Annotated in this window: 25 protein-coding genes; 13 read left to right on the top strand and 12 right to left on the bottom strand. The window is 61.7% G+C overall.

Annotated elements, in window-relative coordinates:
- Positions 1-12: 12 nt before the first annotated feature.
- Positions 13-1,731, bottom strand: coding sequence for a hypothetical protein (locus RTX98_RS02170; RefSeq protein ID WP_312794247.1), 1,719 nt, complete (start codon positions 1,729-1,731; stop codon positions 13-15).
- Positions 1,728-2,432, bottom strand: coding sequence for an IclR family transcriptional regulator (locus tag RTX98_RS02165; protein WP_312794308.1), 705 nt, complete (start codon positions 2,430-2,432; stop codon positions 1,728-1,730). The genes RTX98_RS02170 and RTX98_RS02165 overlap by 4 nt, the downstream gene beginning before the upstream one ends.
- A 61-nt stretch (positions 2,433-2,493) precedes the next feature.
- Between RTX98_RS02165 and RTX98_RS02160 the strand changes: the two genes are divergently transcribed.
- The 5 genes from RTX98_RS02160 to recQ all read left to right on the top strand — a co-directional run bounded on the left by RTX98_RS02160 (position 2,494) and on the right by recQ (position 8,293).
- Positions 2,494-2,670, top strand: a complete 177-nt coding sequence (locus tag RTX98_RS02160; RefSeq protein ID WP_312794246.1) for a hypothetical protein — start codon at positions 2,494-2,496, stop codon at positions 2,668-2,670.
- Positions 2,671-2,746: 76 nt separating this feature from the next.
- Positions 2,747-3,331, top strand: coding sequence for a cupin domain-containing protein (locus RTX98_RS02155; protein WP_312794245.1), 585 nt, complete (start codon positions 2,747-2,749; stop codon positions 3,329-3,331).
- 78 nt (positions 3,332-3,409) lie between these two features.
- Positions 3,410-4,708, top strand: coding sequence for a 4-aminobutyrate--2-oxoglutarate transaminase (gabT, locus tag RTX98_RS02150; RefSeq protein WP_312794244.1), 1,299 nt, complete (start codon positions 3,410-3,412; stop codon positions 4,706-4,708).
- A gap of 123 nt (positions 4,709-4,831) precedes the next feature.
- Complete coding sequence (locus RTX98_RS02145; RefSeq protein ID WP_312794242.1) at positions 4,832-6,382, top strand: acetolactate synthase large subunit; 1,551 nt, start codon at positions 4,832-4,834, stop codon at positions 6,380-6,382.
- A 99-nt stretch (positions 6,383-6,481) separates the two neighbouring features.
- Positions 6,482-8,293, top strand: coding sequence for a DNA helicase RecQ (gene recQ / locus RTX98_RS02140; RefSeq protein WP_312794240.1), 1,812 nt, complete (start codon positions 6,482-6,484; stop codon positions 8,291-8,293).
- 12 nt (positions 8,294-8,305) lie between these two features.
- Here the strand turns inward: recQ and queF are convergent, their stop codons facing one another.
- Together queF and RTX98_RS02130 are read right to left on the bottom strand one after the other, a co-directional pair.
- Positions 8,306-8,770 carry a preQ(1) synthase gene (gene queF, locus RTX98_RS02135; RefSeq protein WP_312794238.1) on the bottom strand — a complete coding sequence of 155 codons (465 nt, stop codon included), beginning with the start codon at positions 8,768-8,770 and terminating at the stop codon, positions 8,306-8,308.
- A gap of 42 nt (positions 8,771-8,812) precedes the next feature.
- Positions 8,813-9,211 (bottom strand): Fur family transcriptional regulator, encoded by a 399-nt coding sequence (locus tag RTX98_RS02130; protein ID WP_312794237.1) that lies wholly within the window; start codon positions 9,209-9,211, stop codon positions 8,813-8,815.
- A gap of 128 nt (positions 9,212-9,339) precedes the next feature.
- Between RTX98_RS02130 and aztA the strand changes: the two genes are divergently transcribed.
- From aztA to aztC, 3 genes are read left to right on the top strand one after another with little or no spacing between them, the layout of a single operon-like run.
- Positions 9,340-10,158 (top strand): zinc ABC transporter ATP-binding protein AztA, encoded by an 819-nt coding sequence (gene aztA / locus RTX98_RS02125; RefSeq protein WP_312794236.1) that lies wholly within the window; start codon positions 9,340-9,342, stop codon positions 10,156-10,158.
- Positions 10,158-11,033 (top strand): zinc ABC transporter permease AztB, encoded by an 876-nt coding sequence (aztB, locus tag RTX98_RS02120; protein ID WP_312794307.1) that lies wholly within the window; start codon positions 10,158-10,160, stop codon positions 11,031-11,033. Before aztA ends, aztB begins: the two co-directional genes overlap by 1 nt.
- A 31-nt stretch (positions 11,034-11,064) precedes the next feature.
- Positions 11,065-12,081: a zinc ABC transporter substrate-binding protein AztC gene (gene aztC / locus RTX98_RS02115; protein WP_312794235.1), complete on the top strand. Its 1,017-nt coding sequence runs from the start codon at positions 11,065-11,067 to the stop codon at positions 12,079-12,081.
- 110 nt (positions 12,082-12,191) lie between these two features.
- On the opposite strand, the gene RTX98_RS02110 is transcribed toward aztC, so the two are convergent.
- Positions 12,192-13,514 carry a PLP-dependent aminotransferase family protein gene (locus tag RTX98_RS02110; RefSeq protein ID WP_416223049.1) on the bottom strand — a complete coding sequence of 441 codons (1,323 nt, stop codon included), beginning with the start codon at positions 13,512-13,514 and terminating at the stop codon, positions 12,192-12,194.
- Positions 13,515-13,687: 173 nt separating this feature from the next.
- Between RTX98_RS02110 and RTX98_RS02105 the strand changes: the two genes are divergently transcribed.
- Both RTX98_RS02105 and RTX98_RS02100 read left to right on the top strand, forming a co-directional pair.
- Positions 13,688-14,548 (top strand): DMT family transporter, encoded by an 861-nt coding sequence (locus RTX98_RS02105; protein ID WP_312794233.1) that lies wholly within the window; start codon positions 13,688-13,690, stop codon positions 14,546-14,548.
- 90 nt (positions 14,549-14,638) lie between these two features.
- Entirely contained in the window at positions 14,639-16,264 is a 1,626-nt protein-coding gene (locus tag RTX98_RS02100) for a Na+/H+ antiporter (RefSeq protein WP_312794232.1), read from the top strand.
- Between the two features lie 99 nt (positions 16,265-16,363).
- Here RTX98_RS02100 and RTX98_RS02095 read toward each other — a convergent pair whose 3' ends face one another.
- Positions 16,364-17,470 (bottom strand): cytochrome-c peroxidase, encoded by a 1,107-nt coding sequence (locus tag RTX98_RS02095; protein WP_312794231.1) that lies wholly within the window; start codon positions 17,468-17,470, stop codon positions 16,364-16,366.
- Positions 17,471-17,923: 453 nt separating this feature from the next.
- Here RTX98_RS02095 and RTX98_RS02090 point away from each other — a divergent pair, with 453 nt between their 5' ends.
- The gene (locus RTX98_RS02090; protein ID WP_312794230.1) at positions 17,924-18,358 is read left to right on the top strand and encodes a DUF983 domain-containing protein; all 435 of its coding nucleotides are present in this window, start codon (positions 17,924-17,926) and stop codon (positions 18,356-18,358) included.
- Between the two features lie 77 nt (positions 18,359-18,435).
- On the opposite strand, the gene RTX98_RS02085 is transcribed toward RTX98_RS02090, so the two are convergent.
- The 3 genes from RTX98_RS02085 to RTX98_RS02075 form a co-directional block, all read right to left on the bottom strand.
- Positions 18,436-18,807 (bottom strand): hypothetical protein, encoded by a 372-nt coding sequence (locus RTX98_RS02085; protein ID WP_312794229.1) that lies wholly within the window; start codon positions 18,805-18,807, stop codon positions 18,436-18,438.
- 125 nt (positions 18,808-18,932) lie between these two features.
- Entirely contained in the window at positions 18,933-21,044 is a 2,112-nt protein-coding gene (locus tag RTX98_RS02080) for a catalase (protein ID WP_312794228.1), read from the bottom strand.
- Between the two features lie 96 nt (positions 21,045-21,140).
- Positions 21,141-21,953 (bottom strand): MBL fold metallo-hydrolase, encoded by an 813-nt coding sequence (locus RTX98_RS02075; protein ID WP_312794226.1) that lies wholly within the window; start codon positions 21,951-21,953, stop codon positions 21,141-21,143.
- Positions 21,954-22,122: 169 nt separating this feature from the next.
- On the opposite strand from RTX98_RS02075, the gene RTX98_RS02070 reads away from it, so the two are divergent.
- On the top strand, positions 22,123-23,070 hold the full coding sequence (locus RTX98_RS02070) for an NAD(P)/FAD-dependent oxidoreductase (protein ID WP_312794225.1): 948 nt from the start codon (positions 22,123-22,125) through the stop codon (positions 23,068-23,070).
- 93 nt (positions 23,071-23,163) lie between these two features.
- Positions 23,164-23,655 (top strand): ferritin-like domain-containing protein, encoded by a 492-nt coding sequence (locus tag RTX98_RS02065; RefSeq protein ID WP_312794224.1) that lies wholly within the window; start codon positions 23,164-23,166, stop codon positions 23,653-23,655.
- 49 nt (positions 23,656-23,704) lie between these two features.
- On the opposite strand, the gene RTX98_RS02060 is transcribed toward RTX98_RS02065, so the two are convergent.
- From RTX98_RS02060 to RTX98_RS02050, 3 genes are all read right to left on the bottom strand, one after another.
- Positions 23,705-24,064, bottom strand: coding sequence for a hypothetical protein (locus RTX98_RS02060; protein ID WP_312794223.1), 360 nt, complete (start codon positions 24,062-24,064; stop codon positions 23,705-23,707).
- Between the two features lie 81 nt (positions 24,065-24,145).
- Positions 24,146-24,769 (bottom strand): cysteine hydrolase, encoded by a 624-nt coding sequence (locus RTX98_RS02055; protein ID WP_312794222.1) that lies wholly within the window; start codon positions 24,767-24,769, stop codon positions 24,146-24,148.
- A gap of 516 nt (positions 24,770-25,285) precedes the next feature.
- Positions 25,286-25,576, bottom strand: a complete 291-nt coding sequence (locus tag RTX98_RS02050) for a Dabb family protein (RefSeq protein ID WP_312794221.1) — start codon at positions 25,574-25,576, stop codon at positions 25,286-25,288.
- Positions 25,577-25,635 lie beyond the last annotated feature (59 nt).

Here is a 25,635-nt window from a genome sequence, read left to right as displayed (position 1 = left end):
ATGTGGGATCACTCATGCGAGAACCGGTTCGGGCGGATAGAACCAAGGCCCGGTATGGCCGGAGCGGATGTCCTGCGGCGTCGGAGCGCCATGGTAAAGCACACCGCGCAGGTTGCGGTTCAGGAAGTCGCGCGTCTTGTCGATGCCGTGAATGGCGACATTTAGCAGCCGCACCAGATCGATCGGCACGAAAGCGTCCGAATTGATGTTGGCATGCGGCGTGTGATAGCAGCGCCCCCGCAGGCTTTGGATGCGCGACAGGATGAACCGATGCTGCGGATGCTTCATCAAGAAGCGCGCGACGGTCAGATCCGCTTCCGACGCCTCAAGGTCGGCCGCCAGCGCCTGGATGCCGCCGCAAATATCGAGGCCGAGATCCAGCGCATCTGGCACCTCCTCGCGGGCACCGCGACGCGGCTCTTCCGCCGTTTCCGACTTGTACCAGATATAGCGATAGGCATCCGGACCGGACATGTCGGTGCGCAGCGCCCAATCATACTCCGCACGGATGGTGGCGAGCAGATCGGCCGCCGTTTCCGCCGGATGGATGTTGAACTCGTCCGGCGCATCGATTTCCAGCATCGCCGCATCCGACACATCCGGCACAAGCTCGATCAGCAGCGACAGAAAGGTCTCATGGGCTTCCCGGCTGAGCGTGGTTTCGAACTGCTGCGCTAGTGCGTCGAAGGCACGGGCTCGGCGCGTTCCATCCACCAGCCCGGTGCGCAACAGCGCTTCCAACGAGCCGGCAACCTTTTCGAGATCATCCGCGATGGTTTGACTGGAAGTGAAGGCCTCATAGACCATCTTGTCCTGTCGCCGGAACGTGATCGCGCGGCGCACGAGGCCAAGCAGCTCTTCCACGCGCGCATCGCCGGCGTCGATCTTCAGCGACCGCACCTCGGCAATGGCATTTTCGCGCGCACTTAATATCGCATCGATCAGGCGGGGATGCTTGTGCGCAAAGAAGATCAGCCCCAGCGCCGAACCGTTGCCGACGCCGAGATAACGGCGGATCGCCGGATCGAGCATCACGGCATCAGGGGACTGGAGCGCAGCCAGATGCTCCACCAGGTCGCAGGAATATTCGCGCATCAAATAGGCCGTCAGCAGCTGTGCCTGCAGCACGCCGCCGAGCGGATGGTCGCGCCCGAGCGACGGGAACGAGCGCGTCCCGAACGTCCCGTTGCCGTCCAAACCGGTGTTGCGCATGAGGTAGCAGACCTCGGATAAGGCCGAGACATCCGGCTGATGCCCTTCAGCGAGCGCCGCCAATGTCTGGTCGAATACCCGCATCGAGCGGTTCGAGCGGCACCAGATCAGCGCATTGGGCGTCGCCCGGCCGTTATAGAGCTTCGGCAGTTCGACACGCGCGGACTCGATGTCGGCTTCCGTGGCCGGGCCTTCGTTCAGCGTGCCCATCATGTCCCAGGCACGCCCAATGATGCGGCCGGTCCGAGCGGTACGGCTTGGCGGAAACGAAAAACCGATAAACGAGAACTCGCGATCCGGCGTCTTGATCGAATACACGACAGTGCCGGACGCACTGGCGTCTATATCGAAGCGCTGCACCGAAATGTCCCAGCGCTCGCGCACCATCTTGTTCATGAACGCGCGCGCCCCGCTGACACGGCTCGGCTGCAGAGCGCCCAGCGCTTTCGGCTTCATCAGCACATCGCTCGAACGCGGCGCGATTGCACCGGCGGGCAGAGAATTCTGGGTCACACTCATTTCGGTGCTTGTTTCCCCTGTTGAAGCTCAGTGATCGCTTCGGCAGCCACGCGCAGCGGCGCTTCGAAGCTGGCGAGCTCGAACCGCGTTTGCGGCATGATCAGCGACACGGTGGCGGAGCAGCGGCCGCGCAAATCGAAGATCGGCGCCGCAATCGCGATCACGCCGCTTTGCGTGTAGCCGCTGGAAACAGCGTAGCCGGTCTTACGCGTTGCCTCGAGCACCGCCTCATCTGCCAGTGGCTCGTCATTGGCGCGCAGCCGCGCCAACATGGCCTCATCCGCAAACGCCGTCAGCACGCGGCCCGAAGCCGAGCCTTCCAGGGACATGGTCGTGCCGATCTTCTGTTCGGCCCGCAGCAGGCTCTGCGACCCAACGCGCGCAACGATGCGCGGCAAACCGCCTTCAAGCACCGCCAAGGAGGCCGTTTCCCCAACCTCCTGCACCAACCTTTCCAGTACGGAGCGGGCGCGCGTGCCGAGATCGGCCTGTTCGAGGGCAGCATCGGCAATGCGGCAGGCATGCATGGACAGCCGGTAACGCATGTCGTCGTCCTGCTCGACCCAGCCCGCTTCCATCAGGGTCAGCAGCCGCTGATAGGCAGTCGGCCGCGACAGCTGCATGGCGGCGGCGATCTCGGGCAGCTTCATGCTGCGCGAACTGTTCGCCAGCACATCCAGCACGGCCATGGTCTTGAGCACGGTGCTCAAAGCCCGTACGCCGCCTTCGCTCTGTATTCTTTTAGAATATGGAGTATCCATAATGAATACGGTCTTGTTGAATGGTCCTTCTGTCAAGCGCCACCAGGGCGACAGCTGCGGCCGTGAAGCGTCCTTCCGCCCTATCTGTCTGGAAAAGCTTGAGATATTTTTTTGCGTAAAACCCGGTATGATGCAGCAGATTTGCGGTAAGACCGGTCATTATCTTAAACAAACCTGATCCGTCATACGCTGACTCGCAGCCTTGCCCAATCAGCAAACAGGCTGCCTGACGAACAAGAAAGGGGCACGCGATCTTGGATTTTCAGTTCGATATAGGCGCCCGTTTGAAGGCGATGCGCTCGGCGGCCGGCCTGTCCCAGCGCCAGTTGGCAGAACGCGCAAACGTGCCTCATGCGCAGATCTCGAATGTCGAGAAGAACAAGGTCAGCCCGTCAGTTTCTACCCTGCGCCGCATCCTTAGCGGCGTCGGCGTCAGCATGGCGGACTTCTTCGAGCCCGAGCGCGAAGTCCCGCCCGGGCCATTCTTCGAAGCGGATCAGCTGCTTGATCTGACATCGAAAATCGCCGTCAATGCGATCGGCGAAGGCAGCGGCCGCATGGCCTTTCGCCAGATCGGCGACGCCCGCAGCCACAATCTGCAGATCCTCCACGAAGTCTATGAGCCCGGCGCCGACACGGGCGAAACCCTGCTGCAGCATCCCTCTTCGGAAGGCGGCTATGTCGTGGAGGGTGAACTGGAAGTCACGGTTGATGCCGAGATCCGAGTTCTTCGCGCCGGCGAAGCCTATCTGTTCGACAGCCGCCAGCCGCACCGCTTCCGCAACCTGTCGGACAACAAAACGATCGTCATCTCCGCCTGCACCCCGCCTTATCTCTGACGGTCACAATCTTGAACAAGGCTTGCTCATTATTTTGAGCGGCATTATGCTCTCCTGCAGTCGCATCCAGGAGCCGTCATGTCGTTGTCCCAGCAGTTGCAGAGCCGCCAGAGAGCCGCCGTCGCGGGCGGGGTCGGCACCCGGTCCATCTATGCCGAGCGCGCGCTGAACGCCGAACTGTGGGATGTGGAAGGCAAGCGCTTTATCGATTTCGCCGCCGGTATCGCCGTCAACAACACCGGCCACCGCCACCCCAAGGTCATCAGCGCCGTGCAGGCGCAAGTCGAGCACTTCACCCATACCTGCTTCCACGTCGCACCCTATGAGGGCTACATCCGCCTGGCCGAGCGCCTGAACGCGATGGCGCCGACCGGAGGCGAAAACCGCACCATGCTGGTCACCACCGGCGCCGAAGCCGTCGAGAATGCCGTCAAGATCGCCCGCGCTTATACCAAGCGCCCCGCTGTCATAGCTTTTTCCGGCGCCTTCCATGGGCGCACGATGCTCGGCATGGCGCTTACCGGCAAGGTTGCGCCCTACAAGAAGAACTTCGGCCCCTTCCCGGCCGAGATCTACCATGCGCCCTTCCCCAATGCTTACACCGGCCCATCGGAAGACGAAGCCTTTGCCGGCCTCGAACGCCTGTTTGCGGCCGATATCGACCCGGAGCGCGTTGCAGCCTTCATTATCGAGCCCGTGCAGGGCGAAGGCGGCTTCAACGTCGCGCCCTTCACCTTCCTCAAGCGCCTGCGCGAACTGGCCGACCGACATGGAATTCTGCTGATTGCGGACGAAGTGCAGACCGGCATGGCCCGCACCGGCAAGATGTTCGGCTTCGACCATGCCGGCGTGAAACCCGACCTTATCACCATGGCCAAGGGTCTCGCCGGCGGCTTTCCGCTGTCCGCGGTCACCGGCCGCGCCGAAATCATGAACGCCGCGCATCCCGGCGGCCTGGGTGGCACCTATGCCGGCAACCCGCTCGCCGTTGCCGCCGCCAATGCCGTGCTTGACGTGATCGAGGAGGAGCAGCTTTGCGAACGCGCCCTCATGATCGGCGAGCGCATAACGTCACGTCTGGAAACGCTTGCCGAGCGCCAGGGCATGGAGCGCATCGGCAATGTGCGCGGCCTCGGTGCCATGGTCGCCTTCGAACTCGTGCATGACCGCGCCACCCAGGAAGCGGCCCCCGAACTCACGGCCCGCATCGTCGCGGAAGCGGAAAAACGTGGCCTCATCCTGCTGTCTTGCGGCACGCGCTTCAACGTCATCCGCATCCTAACGCCGCTCACCATCGGCGAGGACACGCTGGAAGAAGGTCTGGCAATCCTGGAAGCTTCGGTGGAAGCCGCCTTTTCGGGCCACGCCAACCACTAAACCCCAAGCGATCGGCCGATGGCTCAAGCCTTTGCGCCCTCTGGCTGATCGCGCCCGCACATTGCGTCGTGCAGCCTGCTGCGCGATACCTGTCTTGTTTCCATTGGCGAAAGGAAAGTGGCCATGAACGGCGCTGATATGCTGTGCGACGTGCTGCTGGTGAACGAGATCGACACCTGCTTCGCCAATCCCGGCACATCCGAGATGCATTTCGTGGCAGCGCTCGATCGCAAGCCGGAAATGCGCTGCGTGCTCGGCCTGTCTGAAGGTGTGGTGACCGGTGCGGCGGATGGCTATGCCCGCATGGCCGACAAGCCCGCCGCAACCCTGCTGCATCTCGGCCCCGGCCTCGCCAACGGTCTTGCCAATCTCCACAATGCCCGCCGCGCCCGCACGCCGATGCTCAACGTGGTCGGCGATCACGCGACCTACCACCTGCAACACGATGCGCCGCTGACCTCCGATATCGAGAGCCTGGCACGGCCCATGTCCCAATGGGTCGGCCGCGTCGCTAATGCGCAGGACGTGCGCTCGAAGACCGAAGAAGCCTACACCGCCTCCTTGACCAAGCGCGGTGTATCGACGCTGATCCTGCCGGCCGACGCCGCCTGGACCGGCCTTGAAGCGCCTGCGCCGACGCGCGTGCAGATCCCGGCCGCACCGCTTCCGGAAACATCGGAGATTGAAGCCGCAGCAGCCGCCCTGCGCGGTGCACGCAAAGGTGTCCTGATCCTCGCCGGTCTCGCTTTGCGTGAAAAAGCGCTGGAAACGGCCGGCCGCATCGCAGCCGCCACGGGTGCGGCCCTGTTCACCCAAACGCCCGCGCGCATGGAACGCGGTGCTGGCCGCGTCGGCGCGACACGCGTGCCCTATCCCATCGCGCAGGCCGTGGAAGCCCTCAAGGCCTTCGATGTCGCCGTCTGCATCGGCGCGCCGCAGCCCGTCGGCTTCTTCGCCTATCCCGACAAGCCCGGCCTGATGCTGCCGCCCGGCTGCGAGGTGCTGGAAATCGGCACACCAGAACACGATCTTGCCGCCACGCTGGAAGCCATCGCCGATGAACTCGGCGCCGGCCAAGGGAAGCCATTCACGCGCAACACGTTCAACCAAAACGAAATCACCGCGCCGACCGGCGCGCTGAACGGCGACTCCATCTCCATCGCGGTTGCCCGCGCTCTGCCGGAAAATGCTGTTATCTGCGAGGAAGCGCTGACCTCGGCGGGCCAGCTTGCTGCCCTGGCGCCCGGCCTGCATCCGCATGATTATCTCACCATCACCGGCGGCGCGATCGGCATCGGCATCCCCTTGTCGGCCGGTGCAGCCATCGCCAGCCCCGGCCGCAAGGTCATTTCGCTGCAGGCCGATGGCAGCGGCATGTATACGGTTCAGGGTCTGTGGACGCAGGCGCGCGAAAATCTGGATATCGTCACCGTCATCTATTCCAACCGGAAATACGCCATCCTCCAGGGCGAGATGCGCAATGTCGGGGTCAACGAGTTCGGCGTGAATGCCCGCCGTATGCTCGACCTCGACCAGCCGGAACTGGACTGGTGCGCGCTGGCCAAGGGCATGGGCGTCGAAGCGGCCCGCGCTACCACGGTCGAGGAGTTCACCAAGCTGTTCGACGCCGCTTTGTCGCGCAAAGGTCCGTTCCTGATTGAGGCGATGATCTAGGCGTTCCGTCTTCTACGAATTTGCGCGAACACGTCGCGCGGGTGTGCCGGCTGAATCTGCTATGAGGCAGGTTCACGCTGATTCCTTTTGCAGACCGCTTTGACCAACTCCCCCCTCCAAATTCTGAAGACCGTTTACGGCTATGACGCTTTTCGCGGTCTTCAGGGTGAAATCGTCCAGCATGTCATCGAAGGCAATAACGCCTTCGTTCTGATGCCGACCGGCGGCGGCAAGTCGTTATGCTACCAAATTCCGGCTCTTGCCCGGCCGGGCATGGGTCTGGTCATCTCGCCGCTGATTGCGCTGATGGCCGATCAGGTTTCGGCCCTGCGCCAGGCCGGCGTCAAGGCCGCAGCCCTCAACTCCGATCTCGCCGGCGAAGAGCGCTATGCCCTGTGGCGCGACATGCAGGACGGCAAGCTGGATCTGCTTTACATCGCGCCCGAAACCCTGCTGCGCGGCGACATTCTCGAGCGCCTTACCCGTATCCCATTGTCGCTGATCGCCATCGACGAAGCGCATTGCCTGTCGCAATGGGGTCACGACTTCCGCCCGTCTTATCGCCAGCTCGATGCGCTGGTCACAATGTTCCCTGACACGCCGCGCATGGCGCTCACGGCGACCGCCGACGAGCCGACCCGCGCCGAAATTCTGTCGCATCTTCAGATCGATGATGACGACGCCTTCATCGCCGGCTTCGACCGCCCCAACATCCGGTATGCCATTCAGGAAAAAGACAATCCGCGTGCCCAGCTCAAGCGCTTCCTGAAGGGGCATGAAGGCGAAAGCGGCATCGTTTATTGCCTGTCCAAGCGCAAAACCGAGGAAACCGCCTCGTGGCTGCGCGAGCAGGGTTATGATGCGCTGGCCTATCACGGCGGCATGGACAAGGCCGACCGCGAAGCCAACCAAGCCCGCTTCCAGCATGGCGAGGCCATCATCATGGTCGCGACCATCGCCTTCGGCATGGGCATCGACAAGCCGGATGTCCGCTTCGTCGCGCATATCGACCTGCCCGGCAGCATCGAGGCCTATTATCAGGAAACCGGCCGCGCCGGCCGCGACGGCCTGCCGTCCGATACGATGATGCTTTACGGCTATGAAGACATCGCGCTGCGCAGCCGCTTCATCGAAGAATCCGGCGCCCCAGACCAGCGCAAGCATATGGAGCGGCAGAAGCTGGATGCCCTGCTCGGCCTGGCCGAAACCGCGGGCTGCCGCCGCCAGGTGCTGCTGTCCTACTTCGGCGACCACTGCGAGCCTTGCGGCAACTGCGATACCTGCGCCGAGCCGCCGCAACTTTTCGACGGTACGATTGCGGCGCAGAAAGCCTTGTCCTGCATCCACCGCACCGGCGCGCGCTTCGGCCAGGCCTATATCGTCGATGTGCTTCTAGGCGTGGAAAGCGACCGCGTTTCCCAACTCGGCCATGACCAGATTACCACCTGGGGCATCGGCAAGGAATTCGACAACCGCACATGGCGCGCGATCCTGCGCCAGCTCATCGCGCTACGCTTCATCGATGTCGATTTGACCGGCCATGGCGGATTGTCGATCGCCGATGGTGGACGCCGGTTCCTGCGCGACAAGCCCACGCTCATGCTGCGCGTGCCCTCCGCACCGCGTCCAGCCAGCGGTCGCGATAAGGTGTCGGGCAAAGCCGTTTCGGCCACGATCCCGGAAGAACACCGCGCGCTGTTCCAGGCTTTGCGCGAGAAGCGTTCCGAGATCGCCCGCACCCAGAACTTGCCGCCTTATGTGATCTTCCACGACAAGACGCTGATCGAACTGGCGGCAGCCCGGCCCTCGTCACGCGCTGAAATGGCGCGGGTTCCCGGCGTCGGCGAGGCCAAGCTCGATCGCTATGGCCCGGCCTTCTTGTCGGTCATCGCCGAACAAGCGGACTCCTAAGAAACGCTGGACTCAGCCGCGGCCGCGATAAGGCGGCACGCCCTGCTCTGGAATCCAGACACCTTCTGGCGCCGCTCCGCTTTGCCAGAACACGTCGATCGGAATGCCGCCGCGCGGATACCAGTAGCCGCCGATCCGCAGCCAGCGCGGCTGAAGGAAATCGACGAGCCGACGCGCGATCGACACGGTGCAATCCTCATGGAAAGCACCGTGATTGCGGAAGGAGCCGAGGTAAAGCTTCAGCGACTTCGATTCCACCAGCCAGTCGCCGGGAACATAATCGATCATCAGATGCGCGAAATCCGGCTGGCCCGTCATGGGGCACAGCGAGGTGAATTCCGGTGCGGTGAAGCGAACGACATAGGAAACGTCGGCCTGCGGATTGGCCACCCGCTCCAGTTCCGCTTCGTCCGGGCTTTGCGGCAACGTCGTAGCGTTGCCCAATTGCTTGAGATTGTCGTAGATCGTTTCGGTCATCGAATTCGTTTCACTGGGCGCTTCATGCGCGAAGTGGCGCTTTTACGCTGCCAAACAGTTCGCGCAAGTGCCGCGCATCTCGATCGTCGTCTTGGACAAACGGAAAGCATGGTCCTTCGACCAGCCCTTCAACCGCTCTTCCACCACCGCATCGCAGAACTCGTCCACACGTCCGCAGGTGTCGCAAATGCCGAAAGCGATCACCCCATGCTTATGATCGTGCGAATGCGTGCAGGCGACAAAGGAGTTGATGCTTTCCAGCCGGTGAACCAGCCCGAACTCCATCAGCTTGTCCAACGCGCGGTAAACCTGCAGCGGTGCGCGAAAGCCCTTGTCGCGCAGCTGATCGAGCAGCGAGTAAGCGCTGAGCGGACCTTCGGTATGCAAAAGCACGTCCAGCACGAGCGACTGGTTCTTCGTCAATTCCTGTGCGTGAACCATTCTCTCATCATTCCCGTTTGACAGCGCGTCAATCATCAATGTAATAACATCACATCGACCTAATCTCAAGGCCGACGATCTTTTCTAAGCGCCAACGATCTTCTCAGACGCAAGGTATTCCCTGTTCGATGGCCGAAGCCTGTATCACATTTAGCGATCTGACGCTCGGCTACAACAACCACCCGGCGGTTCATCACCTCACGGGCACGGTAGCCAAGGGATCGCTGACGGCGATCGTCGGCGCCAACGGGTCGGGAAAATCGACGCTGATGAAGGGAATTGTCGGCGTTTTGAAGCCGATTTCCGGAAAAATTGCCGTCAATTCCGGAAATTCTATCGCTTATTTGCCGCAACAATCCGAGTTGGATCGCTCTTTTCCCGCTCGTGTGGTGGATCTCGTATCACTTGGCCTTTGGCCAAAGCGTGGTCTTCTCGGCCGCTATCGTCCCGAAGATCGCGATGCCGTATCGCGCGCTTTGGTCGCGGTCGGCCTTGCAGGTTTCGAGAAGCGGCCGCTGGATACGCTGTCCGGCGGACAGCTGCAGCGCGCACTTTTCGCTAGGGTTCTGGTGCAGGACGCCGACCTCATCCTGCTCGACGAACCCTTCAACGCCATCGACATGAAGACGCTGAGCGACCTGATCGCGCTGATCAAGCGCTGGCACCAGGAAAGCCGCACGATCCTTGTCGTTGCGCATGATTTCGACCTCGTGCGCGAGCATTTTCCCCAAGCGCTTCTTCTCGCGCGCCAGCCCGTCGCCTGGGGCGACGCCCGCAAAACGCTGGCGCCCGAAAACCTGCTGCGTGCTCGCCAATTCCATGAAGCCTGGGATGAAACCGCCCCTTGGTGCGGCCCAGACGATGGTCACAGCCATCATCATGAAGGCGGTGAGCATCATCACCATCACGACCATGCGCCCGATGCGATCCACAAGGGAGCCGCATGATGGATGCTGTGTACCAGGCGCTGCTCGCCCCCTTCATCGACTTCGCCTTCATGCAGCGTGCTCTAGCGGGCTCGCTACTCCTGTCGCTTGCCTCCTGCCCCGTCGGCGTATTCCTGATGCTGCGCCGCATGAGCCTGACCGGCGACGCGATGGCGCATGGCATTCTGCCGGGAGCGGCCGCCGGCTTCCTGCTGTTCGGCCTGCAAATCGTACCGATGACCATCGGCGGACTGATCGCCGGCATGGTTGTGGCTCTAGGATCAGGCGCCGTCGCGCGCTTTACCGTGCAGAAGGAAGACGCCTCCATGGCGGCCTTCTATCTGATTTCATTGGCGGTCGGCGTTCTCATCGTGTCGCTGCGCGGCTCCAGTGTCGACCTCATGCACGTGCTGTTTGGCACGGTTTTGGCGCTCAATGATGCAGCCTTGACCTTGATCGGCCTGATCACTGTCGTGACCTTGGTAGCGCTCGCCATTTTCTGGCGCGCGCTGGTGGCCGAATGCATGGACCCGCTCTTCCTTCGCTCGGTATCGAAGCTCGGCACGCCCGTGCATTTCATCTTCCTGGCGCTTGTGGTCCTCAACCTCGTTGGCGGCTTCCAGGCTCTCGGCACGCTTCTGTCTGTTGGTCTGATGATGCTGCCGGCAGCCGCTGCCCGCTTCTGGACTGTGCGCGTCGAGCCGATGTGCCTGCTCGCCACGGCGATCGGCATGGCGTCCTGTGTTTCCGGCCTCTTGCTGTCCTACCATTTCTCGCTGCCCTCGGGGCCTGCGATCATCCTCTCAGCCGGCGTGGTGTATATCGCCTCGATCCTGATCGGATCACGCGGCGTGCTCAGCACCCGCAACCGGCCAAGCCGTCACCGCACGGCCTGAACCTCTCCCCCCTCGAACTAAGGAGTACCCCATGCTCAATATCATGCGCCTCGCCAGCTTTGTGAGTGTTATAACATTAATACCTGCCGCGGTGGCATCGGCGTCCGCCGAGAACCTCAAGGTGGTCGCGAGCTTCTCCATCATCGCCGATCTCGCAAAGAATGTCGGCGGCGACCGCATCGACATCACCACGCTGGTTGGTCCGAACGGCGACGCGCATGTTTACGAGCCCAAGCCCGCCGATGCCGCAGCGGTTGCTGATGCTGACGTCGTGCTGGTCAACGGCCTCCAGTTCGAAGGCTTCCTGCAGCGCCTCGTCGACGCCAGCGGCACAAAGGCCCCGGTGGTCGAACTGACCAAAGGCGGCGATGTCCTTAAAAACGAGGAAGAAGAGCATCATCATGATGCCGGCGAGGAAAAGGAAGAAGGCGAAGGCCAAGATCACGCCGCCAGCGGGCAAGAGCACGAGCACGATCATGGGCACGAACACGGTCACGCCGGCCATCACCATCACGGCGAGTTCGATCCGCATGCCTGGCAGTCGGTCGGCAATGCCGAAACTTACGTGAAGAACATCGCGGATGCGCTCTGCGCCGCCGACAAAAGCGGCTGCGACACCTATAAGACCAATGCGGAAGCCTTCCAGGCCAAGCTTCAGCAGCTCGACGCCGACATCAAGGCAAGCATCGCCTCGATCCCGCAGGACAAGCGCACGATCATCACCTCGCATGACGCCTTCAACTACTTCGAACACGCGTACGGACTGACCTTCCTGGCGCCTGAAGGTGTGTCGACGGAGTCGGAAGCGTCCGCAGCCGATGTCGCGGCGCTGATCAAACAGGTCCGCGAAGACAAGGCGTCAGCGATCTTCGTGGAGAACATTACCAATCCGCGCTTGGTCGAGCAGATCGCATCCGAAACCGGCATCAAGGTTGGCGGCACGCTCTATTCCGATGCGCTGTCCGACGCTTCGGGCCCGGCTTCCACCTATATCGACATGATGAAGCACAACGCCGAGACAATCAAAGCCGCCATTTCCGGCAGCTGATCGGCACCCCGGTCGTCGCAGGCGGCTCCGGAAAGACACAACGACGAGCAGACAACACCTGCGACCGACAGCATCCGGTCCGTCCATCAGGCGGGCCGGATGTTTCATTTTCACAGCGATTGTTTGAGGACCTCGATCGCCCGACCGTCCATTTGCGCCACGTTGAAGCGCATCAGGTCAGGCGCTGAAAGTGCAACGCTGAAGACGTTGCCCGGCGCCAGAACCACGCTTTCGCGCAAGGCTGTTTTGGCGAGATCGGCGGCGTCACGACCATCCGGCAGTCGGCACCAGAGATAGTAACCGCCACGCGGCTGCACCCACGGCCGGATGCCCATTGTCTCCAGTATCGCTGCCGCCTCGCGTCGCCGTTTTGCCAGCCGTGTCCGCAACGCCGCAATGTGCTTTCGATAACTGCCGTCGCTCAGCACGGCAGCGATGATCTCGGCCGCAATGGGACTGGGGCCGCCGAAGGCAGTCGCCACCTGAAGATCAATGAGCCCTTCGATCCAATCCGGCCGCGCCGCGATAAAGCCGCAACGAACCGATGCCGACAGCGTCTTGGAAAAGCTACCGATGCGGATCACCCGCGCCAAGCCGTCCAGCGCCGCAAGACGCGGCGCGCGTTCGATCTCGAAGTCGGCGAAGATGTCGTCTTCAATGATCGTCAGATCATGCGCAGCGGCGAGCGTCAGGATCTTGTGCGCGACCTGCGGCGACAGCGATGCGCCGGTCGGATTGTGGATGGCGGAGTTGGTGACGTAAAGGCGCGGGCGATGCGTCGCCAGCGCCTCAGCAAACAGCGCGACATCGGGGCCGCTCGCCGTATAAGGCACGCTGACGACGTTGACGCGATGCGCCCGCAGCAAAGCCTGAAAGTTGAAGTAACAGGGATCATCGAGCAGCACCGTGTCGCCGGGCTGAAGCAGGAAGCGGCACAAAAGATCGAGTGCTTGCGTGCCGGAGCCGGTCAGCAGGATCTGGTCGGGACCGGCATCGATGCCTTCTTCAACGAGTTGCCGCGCCAGCAACCGTCGCAGCGCCGGTGAGCCGCGCGTCGATCCGTAATCGGCCAACACCGTGGCATCGGCGCGGGCGAGACCACGCATCGCCTTGCGCACGGGTTCATGCGCCAGCCAGTCAGCCGGCAACCAGCCACAGCCCGGCTTCAGGATTTCAGGCGCCGCATCGAGCGACTGGCGCGACACCCAAAACGGGTCGATCTCGCGATCGAGGCGCGGCTCCACGTCCGCCAGAGCCAAGGGCGGCAGGGAGCCCGCAACCGTAAACCCCGAGCCCGGCCGGGATCGGATCAGCCCTTCGGCTGCAAGCCGGTCATAGGCCTCGACGACGGTGGAGGGTGACACCTGCATGGTTTTGGCTAGCGCACGAATAGACGGAAGCTTCTCGCCTGCTGTCAGGCTGCGCGCACCCATGCGGCGGCGGATCTCCTCGATCACCGAGCCAGTGCGGGTTCTTCCTATCGAAGCCGCCAACTGTGTCCTCTCCTGCGCCCATACAGTTCATCGTCACCGTACTGAACTGTCTCTGCCGAAGCCAGTGCGTTCCCGCTACTTCGGAAGCCCTCGAAAGGGTGGTAGGCATCATCATGGAACAGACAACACAAGGCTGGGGTAGCGGCCTCATTGGCGTCATCATCTTCAGCGGCTCCTTGCCGGCGACGCGGGTTGCCGTTAGCGGCTTTACGCCATTGTTCCTGACCTCGGCCCGTGCGGTCATCGCCGCTGTGCTGGCCGGAGCGCTTCTTCTTGCGTTTCGCCAGAAGCGGCCAACGTCACGCGATCTCTTTTCCCTCGCGACGATCGCACTTGGCGTCGTGGTTGGCTTTCCGCTTCTGACGGCGCTTGCGCTTCAACACATCACCTCCGCGCATTCGATCGTCTTCATCGGCCTGCTGCCGCTTGCCACCGCCGTCTTCGGCGTGCTGCGGGGCGGAGAGCGACCGCGTCCGGCGTTCTGGTTGTTCTCAATCCTCGGCGCGGCCTCAGTTGCAGGCTTTGCTCTCAAGCAAAGCGCAAGCGCGTCTTTGACCGGCGATTTCCTGATGATCGGTGCCGTGCTTTTATGCGGCCTCGGCTATGCGGAAGGCGCCACCTTATCGCGCCGTCTCGGCGGCTGGCAGGTCATTTCCTGGGCTCTGATCACCGCCCTTCCCCTTATGGCAATTCTGGCCCTCGCAACCCTGCCGGAAAGCTGGAGCCAGATCGGCGAACCGGCCTGGCTTGGCCTCGCCTATGTATCCGTCTTCAGCATGCTGATCGGCTTCATCTTCTGGTATCGGGGGCTTGCTCTTGGCGGCATTGCGGGCGTCGGTCAGCTGCAGCTGCTGCAGCCCTTCTTCGGTCTCGCTCTGGCTGGCATCCTGCTCGGCGAACCCGTCGCCTGGTCGATGATCGCGGTGACCGCCTTCGTCGTGTTCTGCGTCGCCGGTGCAAAGCGCTTTGCGTAAGCAGACCGACCGCTGATTTTTCCTTCCATGCGGTTGATCCGTTCGGCTTGAGGGGTCAAAAAGGCGCACTCCCCAGAACCGGAATGCGCCTTGGAAAACGTCACCATCATCCTCGTTCTGCTTCTGGCCGTGATCGTCAGCGGCATCCTGTCCAGGGTGGTCCCTATCCCCCTGCCGCGCCCCCTATTTCAGATCGCACTGGGTGCCGTCATTGGTCTGGTCGCGGACTGGCGGGTGACGCTCGATCCCGAACTGTTCTTTCTCCTCTTCCTGCCGCCGCTTCTGTTTCTCGATGGCTGGCGCATCCCGCGCGAAGAATTGTTCAAGGACGGCAAGGCCGTGCTTGGGCTGGCGCTCGGCCTCGTCGTATTCACCGTGCTCGGCATGGGCTTGTTCATCAACTGGATGATCCCGGCCATGCCGCTAGCGATCGCATTCGGGCTTGCGGCGGTGATCTCGCCGACCGATCCGATCGCCGTTTCAGCCATCGCCCAGCGCGTATCGATCCCCAAACGGATGATGCACATCTTGGAAGGTGAGTCGCTGTTGAACGACGCGTCCGGCCTCGTTTGCCTCCGCTTTGCCGTTGCCGCCGCCCTGACCGGCGCCTTTTCGTTGCAGGAAGCGGCGATGAACTTCCTTTGGGTGGCGATCGGCGGTGTTATGGTCGGCGTCGGGCTGACCTGGTGCGTGGCACATGCCAAAAGCTTCGTATCGCACCGCTTCGGCGAGGACTTCGGCTCGCAGATCCTGATCAGCCTGCTGATCCCGTTCGGCTCCTATCTTCTGGCCGAACACCTGCATTGTTCCGGCATCCTGGCCGCGGTTGCCGCCGGCTTGACCATGGGCTTTGTGGAAACCACCGGTGACCTGCAGGCCACCACGCGCATCCGGCGCAACACCGTATGGGACACGATCCAGTTTACGGCCAACGGCATCATCTTTGTGCTTCTTGGCGAGCAGCTACCTGCCATTTTGGATGGCGCGGCCGAAACCGTTCGACTGACGGGCCATCATGAGCCTTGGTGGCTAGCTGTCTATATTCTGGCCATCAATATCGGCCTGGCTCTGCTCAGGTTCTTGTGGGTCATGGTATGGATTCGCATCACGCTCAATCGCGGGGAAGGAAAAGCGCCGACGCCGTCCTGGCGCCTCATCACCGCCATGTCGCTGGCCGGCGTCCGCGGCGCAATCACGCTCGCCGGTGTGTTGACCCTTCCTCTGGTGATGAATGACGGCTCCCCCTTCCCGGCCCGCGACCTCGCGATCTTCCTGGCCATGGGCGTCATCATCGTTTCGCTGATCGCCGCCAGCATCGGCCTGCCGCCGCTTCTGAAAGACTTGAGAATGCCGGAAGAGCATGGCCACGCAGCCGAAGAACATGCCCGCGTGGCGGCAGCGCGCGCGGCGATCACCGCCGTGGAACAGGCGGAGCACGAAATGGCGGAGGGCCGGCACGACGCCGACATCTATGTCGCCGCGGCCGGCCGGATCATGGACTATTACCGCCACCGCATCGAACGCGGCGAAGCGGATGTGGAAGACGCCAAGACGATCCAGCACCGCGAAAAGATCGAGCGCGATCTGGCTCTGGTAGCTCTCCAAGCGGAGCGCCGGGAGATCTACCGCATGGTGCGCCGCCGGCGCCTCGGCAGCGAAGCGGCCCGAAAGCTTGTACGCGAGCTTGATCTGCTCGAAGCGCGCTTCGGCACCTGACGTGCTAGACGCGGTTCAAGGCTGAGACACAAACAAGAACGGCGGCGCCTTCAACAAGCGCCGCCGTTCTTCTTTCCTTGCAAGGCAGACGCTTCGCTCTCAGCCGCCGCTGTTAACGACCGCCGCAGCCGGGGTCATCAGCTCCGGACGCGGGGTGCCCGGCGCGTTTGGCGGCAGCATCGGATAAGGAATCTGCGGCTGTTCGCCGGTCAGCGTGCCCAGGAAGGCGACGATGGCCGTGACATCCTGCTCGTTCAGGTCTTCGCCGAGCTGAGCGCTGCCCATGATCTCGACGGCCTGCGAGAGGTCCCACACCTTGCCCGTATGGAAATAGGGGGCCGTAAGCGCGATGTTGCGCAGCGTCGGTGACCGGAAGACATATTCGTCATCCGCCGTCGCGGTGACGGCAAAGCGGCCCTTGTCGGACTCAGGCAGGATGTCGGCGCCAGGACGTTCCACCACGCCGAACGGGAAGTAATCGGCACCACCGACATTCACGCCGTTGTGGCAGGATACGCAGCCTTTATCGATGAAAAGCCGCATGCCCTGCTTTTCATGATCGGTCATGGCCTGACGATTGCCTTCCAAGTACTGGTCGAAGCGCCCTCCGGGCGTGATCAGCGTTGCCTCGAACACCTCGATCGCGCGCGTCACGTTCTCGAAAGTCACGGCATCCTGCTGGCCAGGGAATGCGGTCTGGAACGCCTCCACATATTCCGGCATGCTTTTCAGCGTCGCCAGCACGCGCTCCGGCGTGGCGTTCATCTCGACGGCTGCCTGGATCGGGCCGCCCGCCTGCGCCTTCAGATCTTCCGCGCGGCCGTCCCAGAACTGCGCGATGTTGAAGAAGGAGTTGAACACGGTCGGCGCGTTGCGTGGACCCTTCTGCCAGCCATGGCCGACCGAGGTCTCAAGCCCATCGACGCCGCCCATGCCGAGATTGTGGCAGGTGTTGCAGCTCAGAAGATGGCTGGACGACAAACGCGGCTCGAAGAACAGCATCTTGCCGAGCTCATACTTCTCGCGCGTGATGGCATTGTTAGCCGGTGCCGGCTGAACGGTCGGCAGCGCCTGGAAGTAGTTGATCGCATCGGCATGCAATGCATCGTCATCAAGCGTAGGCTTTGCAGTCTGATCCTGCGCGAACGCTATCGTTGCGATGATGCTTGCCGCCGCAGCAAGTGCGATGACACGTGGGCTTTTCATGACGGTCTCTCCTGCCTCTGCGCGGACAAGGACAAACTGGCTGCTCAGGGCAAGCATAAAACCTGCACCTTCTACACCACTTTGAGCATCGCTTGACGCGCTTGGTACAACAAGGATGCTATCTTCAAAATCATCGAAGACAAAGAAGTAATTCTTCGGTGCGACAATCCTGCTTCTATATGTAACACTACTGTGAACAAGGATAAGGATGCCGAACAGCAGCGGAGACATGCTTGATTTTAGATCTTTGATTTAGATCAAACAAGAACTTATACGCTCTTCGACTTTGCTGACGCAGAAGCAGCGACCCAGGTAATTTCTGTCGCAATCAACGCGAAAGGAACTATCTTTGGACCATGGAGTCAGGGAAAGCTTGGACATCTTGTCCATGCGCGCGACGGTCACAGAGGCTGCAAGCACAAAGGCGCCTAGAGATCCGTCAGGAGATGCATCATGGCCGAAACGTTTAGTCCCACCACCAATCCTGCTTTGACGGGGATCAGGGGCCGCTGCCCGCAATGCCAGGAAGGCCATCTGTTTCGCGGCTTCCTCAAGCTGGCGCCGCGCTGCGAGATCTGTGGACTGGACTACAGCTTTGCCGATACAGCCGATGGTCCCGCCTTCTTCTCCATGAGTATCGTGTCTGTCCCGGCGTTGGCCTTCGCGCTCTGGTTCCAGTTTTCCTTTGAGCCACCCTGGTGGGCGCATCTCTTGGTCACATTGCCGCTCACGATCATCGGCTGTCTTGCGTTGCTACGCCCGCTGAAAGGCTGGCTGGTGTGTTCGCAGTATTTCCATAAGGCCGAGCAAGGCTCGATCGACCGGCAATGGCATGCCGATGCGGTATCGCGAAGGGCTGAGCAGGCAAAGGACGAAACCAGTCTTTGAAGTCGTGTCGGATGCGCTGACGGCGCTACGCAGACTGCGCAACAAAAAAGCCAGGCAAAAGCCTGGCTCGGATAGGGTCAAAGCAGAAGAAAAGGCGGTGCCCGCGGTCGACCTGGATCGTGGTGCCGCGCGAGCACTACGGCGTCGCGCCCCTCCTGTTGAAGATCGACTGAGGCAAACAACGGGGCGGCAACAGTCCAGCCCTGTGCTTCCCCGTCGGTGAGCGCAGATGAAGCGAGATGGCAGCCTGCCGTGCAGCATGCCGTGACCTTGGCATGGTCGCCGCCGCTGTTGGATGGAGTCGAACCCGGTCCGGTCGCACATAGTGGATTGCCGAACATATCGAGCTGCGGCCCGAGCGGCATGGCAGTCGCCGTCCATACGGAGGCGCCCCATTGCAGAAGAAATACGAGGGCGACCAAAAGCGCGCCCCGGCGCTTTGAACCCATCGATCAGCAAGCCCCGCTTGTCTGATCGTTTAGCATGTTAGCACTGTGTGATGAAGAAGCTGGGCTGCGACATATCGAAACCGGGGGGGACGCGCCCCTCAAAGAAGCGCGATCCCATGTTGATCTTAGAGCTTGACGCTCTTTTCACGTGCCCAAAGACGTAGCTTGCGACAGGACTCGATGAAGGTATCGATCGCCTTGGAGCCTTCCAGCGCAATCAGACCCTCATCGGCATCAGCCTGAACGCCGGCCTTTGCCAGAAGCGGAGCGGCTTCCGGCGTAAACGCGATGAACTTGCAGTGTGCGAAAGCATCGGCAACGAAGTCGCGCGCTGCCACCTCACCCACCAGATGCTCGGCACCCTCAGCCGAAAGAACCAGGGCGACCGCATCGAACAGCACCGACGGGCCACCATCAATCATGTGCTTGCCGGCGATCATCGTGCCGTCAGCAGCCTCCACGCCAGTGACCTTGGGCGCAATGACTTCCATGATCGCGCCTTCCTTCTCGATGGCGCTTTGCAGCGTCTTCAGGAGCTTGGCATCCGCGCCATTGCTGACGAGAACGCCGACCTTGCGCCCCTTGAAGCTTTCCGGTCCGCGCTGGATGATGCTGAGTGCCGGTGACGCCGCAAGATCATCACGCACCGGAACGGCCGAGTCGGCTGGCTTCGGCATGTCCTTGATGCCGAGCTTGTCGGCAACCGCTGCTGCCAATGCTTCGTCCATGTTGAGGAGATGCGCCAGCATCCGCTCGCGGATCGCCGGCGTTTCCACCTTGCTCAACTCGAAGGTCAGCGCCATGGCGATATGCATCTGCTCGTGCACGGTCTGGCTGTTGAAGAACTGACGCGCCTGGCTGTAGTGGTCGGCGAAGCTTTCCGCGCGCAACCTTACCTTCGGACCTTCCTGCGTATCCGCGAAAGTACGGAAGCCGCGCTCCGGGCTTTCGCGCGGACCGGTTCCCCAGGAGTTCGGCTGGTAGTTCACGCGACCTGTGGGGTTGCGCATCGCCATATGGCCGTCCTGCTGGAACGTGTGGAACGGGCATTTCGGCGCATTGATCGGAATATGCGTGAAGTTGGTGCTGCCCAACCGCTTCAGCTGGGTGTCGAGATAGGAGAAGTTTCGGCCCTGCAGCAGCGGATCGTTCGAGAAGTCGATACCCGGCACCACGTTCTGCGTCATGAACGCGACTTGCTCGGTCTCGGCGAAGAAGTTGTCCGGCATGCGATCAAGCACGAGGCGGCCAACCGGGATCGCCGGCAGGATTTCCTCAGGGATGATCTTGGTGGGATCAAGCACGTCGAAGTCGAAGCTGTCGGCAAAATCCTGATCGAACAGCTGCAGGCACAGTTCCCATTCCGGGAAGTTGCCGGACTGGATCGAGTCCCAAAGATCGCGGCGGTGGAAATCCGGGTCCGCACCGTTGATCTTGACGGCTTCGTTCCAGACCACTGACTGCAGGCCGAGCTTCGGCTTCCAGTGGAACTTGACGAAGGTCGACTGGCCCTCGGCATTGACGAGGCGGAAGGTGTGGACGCCAAAGCCTTCCATGAAGCGGAACGAGCGTGGGATGGCCCGATCCGACATGATCCACATGATCATGTGCATCGATTCCGGCGTCAGGCTGATGAAGTCCCAAAAGTTGTCATGCGCGGACTGAGCCTGTGGGAAGCCGCGATCGGGCTCCGGCTTCACCGAATGGATGATGTCGGGGAACTTGATGGCGTCCTGGATAAAGAAAACCGGGATGTTGTTGCCAACCAGATCCCAGTTGCCTTCCTGCGTGTAGAGCTTGACCGCGAAGCCACGAACATCGCGCGCCAAGTCGAAGGAGCCCTTGGAGCCCGCAACGGTCGAAAAGCGCACGAAGGCCGGCGTCTTTTCACCGGCCCGCTGGAACAGGTCGGCCCGGGTGTATTTGGCAAGCGACTCATAGGTCTCGAAATAGCCGTGCGCGCCATAGCCGCGCGCATGCACGACGCGTTCCGGAATGCGTTCATGATCGAAATGGAAGATCTTCTCGCGGAAGTGGAAGTCTTCGATCAGTGTCGGGCCACGCGGGCCGGCCTTCAGCGTATTCTGATCGTCGGAAACGGGCACGCCATGGGCCGTGGTCAGAACCGGCGTGTCGCCCTGCGCCGTTTGATGGAGCTCGCCGCCCTCGCCTCGTTCGAGTGTCAGGTCGTGAACCGTTGTCGTCTTGGTCGAAGTCGTGCGGGAGCTTTTGGCCATGGGTCATTTTCCTTTGGCGAGTGACTGCGGCTAAATGGGTTTTAGCGGCTTCCGTTCCGTGGGTCGTTCAAGCTGAGCAGGCGTTCCGGCTGAATCTCAGCGCGGCATTGCGATGGCTTCGAACTCGTCTGCCAGCTTGTGCAGCGCCTGCCGCATCTCAGCCCCGGACAGCGCTTGGCCATGACCGGTCAGCACAAGGTCCGGTTCCAGCGCAGCAAGCTGTTGCACCGACTGTTTGGCAGCCTGCCAGTCCGGCGTAAAATAGCGGGGCGGTCCGTGGATTTCGGGACGCTGAACGAGGATCTCGTAGGCCGACTCCTGTCCAGTGGTGATGAAGGCGTCGCCGGCGATAATCGTGCGGTCGCTTTCGCGCCAAAGCGAGACGTGCCCAGGCGTGTGGCCGGGCGTATGGATGCAGACCCAGCCGGGCATCGCTGGCACCGAATGGTCCGCAGGCAAGGCGTGCAGGCGTGCGCCGACATCAACCGGGCTCGTCGGGAACAGCGGCGAAAGGAGGGGCATGATCCCGCCGCCTGCCCACACATCCGGTGAGGGGTAGGACAGGGTGCCGTTGAGATAGGGATGTTCGAGTACGTGCGCGTAAACCGGCACGTCCCATTCCCCAGCCAGTTCGAGCAAGGTGCCGACATGATCGAAATGGCCATGCGTCAGCACGATGCACTCGGGACGAGACTCCTCGCCGAAGCGCTTGGCACTGATGTCCTTGATCGAGCCGGCGGAACCCGGAATGCCCGTATCGATCAGAACCCAGGAGGATGGCGTTCCGAAAAACATGACATTGACTAGCGTTTCCCGCTTGAAGGACAGGTCCGGCCTGACCTCCGTGGAGCCATCCGCAGCCTCTTGGCCAACAACATTGCCTGAAGCGATCGGTATCTGTACGGCCAAGCCTGCCTCCCGTTCATATCCACGAGACAAACCTGCGGAAATGGCGGTTGTTCCACACCGATTTTGACGTTCATCTCCTGACGTTTTAGCAAGCGCGAACAAACCAGCGGGGTACGGGTTGGACGGGTTGATCCTCAACCAACCCTGCCCGCAAGTCTGGAAATCGCCTGTGTTCGAACCTGCGCCTGCAACCGACGAGACATTGTATGACTGCCTGATCATCGGCGGCGGGCCGGCAGGTTTGACGGCTGCAACCTATCTCGCGCGCTTTCGACGTAAGGTGCTGATCGTGGATTCCGGCGAAAGCCGCGCGCGCTGGATCCCGCGCACGCATAACTGCCCCGGTTTTCCCGATGGCGTAACCGGACCGGATCTCCTGCGACGCTTGAAAGAGCAGGCGCTGCAATATGGAGCGGAGATTATAACCGGCTTCGTCGAGGCACTGACACCGCAGGACGACGGCATGTTCGTGATCGACACGCCAAACCCCATTCGCGCTCGCAGCGTGCTGCTTGCCACCGGCATTGTCGACACGCTGCCGCAAATGGCTGATGCGGAATCCGCGATGCAGGCGGGGCGCCTTAGGCTCTGTCCGATCTGCGACGGTTATGAAGCGAGCGATGATCGCATCGCCGTGATGGGTGCGGGCATCGACGTTCTGCGCAAGGCATTGTTCATGCGTTCCTTCAGTTCCGACGTCACGATGCTGCTGACAGGTCCCAGCGGCAACTTACCGGCCGAAGCGCTGGAGATGGCAAAGAAGGCCGGCGTCGTTCTGGTTGAATGCAGCGAGGACGCCATTCACGTCGCCCCTGACACAGCGAGCGCCCGCCTCCCCGATGGCCGGCAACTGACGTTCGACACGATCTATCCCGCGATGGGCTGCTCGATCCGCTCCGATCTGGCCGCAAATCTCGGTGCCGACTGCGACGAAACCGGCAGCCTTCTTGTGGACAGCCATCAACGCACAACCGTTCCAGGCCTATATGCCGCCGGCGACGTCGTCCATGAGGTCAACCAACTCGCTGTGGCCTTCGGACATGCGGCAGTGGCTGCGAGCCACATCCATAATTCCCTGGCCAATCGGGATGGCGAGCGCTGGAAGTTTGCCAGCTAGAAGCCCACCAAGTCTATTCGCAGAACCATCGGCAAACACAGGAACAATCGTTCAAGCCATCAGTTCTATGGCCACCAACAAGGAGGGCTAACCGTGGCTAAAGAGAAGACACTCAACGACCTGTTTCACGACACGCTCAAGGACATCTACTACGCCGAGCGGAAGATCCTGAAGACACTGCCGAAGATGGCGCGCGCTGCGCAGTCCGCAGAACTGAAGGCTTCGATCGAGAAGCACAAGGATCAGACCGAAGGCCAGATCGAGCGTCTTCAGCAGGTGTTCGAAATCCTCGGCAAGCGCGCACAGGGCAAGACCTGCGACGCGATCGAGGGTATTATAGCTGAAGGCGAGGAGATCCTGGAGGAGTACAAGGGCACTGCTGCTCTCGATGCCGGCATCATCTCGTCCGCACAGGCCGTCGAGCATTATGAAATCACGCGCTACGGCACGCTGAAGCGCTGGGCCGAAACGCTGGGCATGCAGGATGCCGCTGATCTGATCGATCAGAACCTGCAGGAAGAAAGCCAGACAGACGAAGATCTCAGCACGCTGGCAGACACCGTCAACAAGTCGGCTGCCGGCTGAGGTTCGTTCTCTTGTTTGCAAAGGGGTGGCAGTGCCACCCCTTTTTTGTTCAGCGCCAGATGCCGATGCTGGCGAGCAGCACGACCGCCACGACCGCGATCAAGCCGATATAGATCAGCAGCGGCCGGTTGGACTTCGTATGCGCTGCATCGTCGAACGGGCGCATCGCGCTGCCATGCGTACTGGCATTGGCTCTCGGCAAAGACGAAGGTTGTTGAGCTGCCGCTGCCTCGTCGCTGCCGACAGTCGGCGCACCGCCGGCTTCCGCGTCCGTTTCCATAGGGCTGGCCGCCGGGTCGAAGCCGGCGACCTTCTCACCGGTCTGGCCCTTGTCGATGGCGCCCCGCACCTCGGAAGCCGAAGCGCCATCGAATGTTTGATCGCGTCTTGTATCGCTGCTGGAAGGCATGAGCTGGTCTCCATCAATCTGCCTGAACCTGCACCGCCCCATTCTTGTTCCTGACGCGACCATGCCATGCTGCCAGCTGCGTCAGGCTTCCCAGCTTTCCAGAACTTCTTGAGCCTCGGCGACTTCGATCTGCTGGCCGAAACGCCCGCTATAAAGCGTCAGCAGCGCGTCATGCGATTCATCGGCAGAGCTGCACATTCCGTCGCTGATCACGATCACGCGGTAGCCGCGATCCACCGCGCCAAGCACGGCAGCCAGAACGCAGACATCCGTTTCGCCGCCCGACATCAGGATCGTGTCGACGGAGGTTCCGCGAAGCATCGCGTCGAGCTTGCCTTCCGTCCAGGGCGAATACACCCATTTGTCCACCACACGCGCCGGCGGAACATAGCGCGTGAGCTGAGGCGCCAGATCGATCAAGGCGGGATCGAGCCGGTCCAGCGTCACGCTTTCCCAACGCTGATAATAGCGCTTCCACGTACCGGCAGCGTGTTCGGCATTGGCCATGGGTACGAAGCGCGTGAAGATTGTCTGCTCGGCATGCCCCTCGACAACCCTGCTAATGGTGGGCAACACCTTTTCCATCCAAGGCACGGCCCATGGCGTTCCCGGCCCGAACAACCGCTGCATGTCGATGCAAAGATGAACAGCGTTGGAGCCGACTGGCCCGTAAAGCAGCCCCGAGGGTTTGGAAGGCGCGGGCATGATCAACGCCGCCGCTCAAAGCAGGCGCACGCCACGCAAGCTGGGATTGGTTTGATGGTGTTTGACATAGCCGGCTCCAGATCTTGAGCCGACCCAACCCGTCATCGTCCCGACGTGTTCCCTGAAAAAACGCTTACGCTGGAGCGCTTTGTCTTAAGGGCGACGGACGTCTGGCATGAAGCGACTGCGCGTCGCGGCCAGCCGAATAGATCCGTTCAAGGATGTTGAAGGCAGCCAGCGCTCGACCCTGAGGTAGGTTGTGCAAGGGCGATCCGCCCAAACACGCGGGCCCACCACTCCATTGGTCCCACACGATCCAGTTCCCGTTGGAGTCGCGACAGCAGGCGAACCGTGTTCCTTGTATCTGCGCTGGAGACTTCATCCCACCAACCCGTGTGCCCTTTCGCCGCAACGGGACGAAAGGCGGGCGGTTTCAAATGATGTCCTTTGATGGTTTAGCAGATCTTAAAACAGGAAGTTTGCAGGCGGTCAGCCTTCAGACACCGCGAAGGAACCCTACTCGCCGCCCCGCACATCAGCCGCGAAGCGCTTCTCACGCTTCGGCTTCACCGCCGCAGTGGTGGCGGAATAGGTTGGATGCGCCTTGTAAGCCGCGAGTGCTGCTTCGTCCTCGAACTCGGCATAGACCACGATGTCGATCTTGTTCTCGTAGAGATCGACCCGCAGATTTTCAGTGATCTCGAACACGCGCGAACCCGGGATCGTGCCGAGCGGCGCCAGACCGCGCTTGACCTCGGCCACGCGCTCCGGCCCTTCCGCCGTGAAGAAGACGATGTGGCGTATCAATTCTCTAAAACCCCCTTGGGATGGATGCGGCGCTTATCCCCGCTTCCGCGCGGTTGAGC

Origin of the sequence: Tianweitania sp. (genome assembly GCF_032053605.1) — a bacterium.
Taxonomy (GTDB): Bacteria; Pseudomonadota; Alphaproteobacteria; order Rhizobiales; family Rhizobiaceae; genus Tianweitania.
Note: the sequence above shows the minus strand (reverse complement) of the source record. Positions and strands in the feature narration are given on the sequence as shown.

Bases quoted from the DNA above. Each gene is read 5' to 3' on its own strand.
- RTX98_RS02090 (WP_312794230.1), top strand. From the start codon at position 17,924: ATGGCCGAAACGTTTAGTCCCACCACCAATCCTGCTTTGACGGGGATC.
- RTX98_RS02160 (WP_312794246.1), top strand. From the start codon at position 2,494: ATGAATACGGTCTTGTTGAATGGTCCTTCTGTCAAGCGCCACCAGGGC.
- aztA (WP_312794236.1), top strand. From the start codon at position 9,340: ATGGCCGAAGCCTGTATCACATTTAGCGATCTGACGCTCGGCTACAAC.
- RTX98_RS02060 (WP_312794223.1), bottom strand. From the start codon at position 24,064: ATGCCTTCCAGCAGCGATACAAGACGCGATCAAACATTCGATGGCGCT.
- RTX98_RS02170 (WP_312794247.1), bottom strand. From the start codon at position 1,731: ATGAGTGTGACCCAGAATTCTCTGCCCGCCGGTGCAATCGCGCCGCGT.
- RTX98_RS02110 (WP_416223049.1), bottom strand. From the start codon at position 13,514: ATGGGTGCGCGCAGCCTGACAGCAGGCGAGAAGCTTCCGTCTATTCGT.
- RTX98_RS02130 (WP_312794237.1), bottom strand. From the start codon at position 9,211: ATGGTTCACGCACAGGAATTGACGAAGAACCAGTCGCTCGTGCTGGAC.
- RTX98_RS02145 (WP_312794242.1), top strand. From the start codon at position 4,832: ATGAACGGCGCTGATATGCTGTGCGACGTGCTGCTGGTGAACGAGATC.
- RTX98_RS02055 (WP_312794222.1), bottom strand. From the start codon at position 24,769: ATGCCCGCGCCTTCCAAACCCTCGGGGCTGCTTTACGGGCCAGTCGGC.
- RTX98_RS02095 (WP_312794231.1), bottom strand. From the start codon at position 17,470: ATGAAAAGCCCACGTGTCATCGCACTTGCTGCGGCGGCAAGCATCATC.
- RTX98_RS02085 (WP_312794229.1), bottom strand. From the start codon at position 18,807: ATGGGTTCAAAGCGCCGGGGCGCGCTTTTGGTCGCCCTCGTATTTCTT.
- queF (WP_312794238.1), bottom strand. From the start codon at position 8,770: ATGACCGAAACGATCTACGACAATCTCAAGCAATTGGGCAACGCTACG.
- aztB (WP_312794307.1), top strand. From the start codon at position 10,158: ATGGATGCTGTGTACCAGGCGCTGCTCGCCCCCTTCATCGACTTCGCC.
- RTX98_RS02105 (WP_312794233.1), top strand. From the start codon at position 13,688: ATGGAACAGACAACACAAGGCTGGGGTAGCGGCCTCATTGGCGTCATC.
- gabT (WP_312794244.1), top strand. From the start codon at position 3,410: ATGTCGTTGTCCCAGCAGTTGCAGAGCCGCCAGAGAGCCGCCGTCGCG.
- RTX98_RS02080 (WP_312794228.1), bottom strand. From the start codon at position 21,044: ATGGCCAAAAGCTCCCGCACGACTTCGACCAAGACGACAACGGTTCAC.
- aztC (WP_312794235.1), top strand. From the start codon at position 11,065: ATGCTCAATATCATGCGCCTCGCCAGCTTTGTGAGTGTTATAACATTA.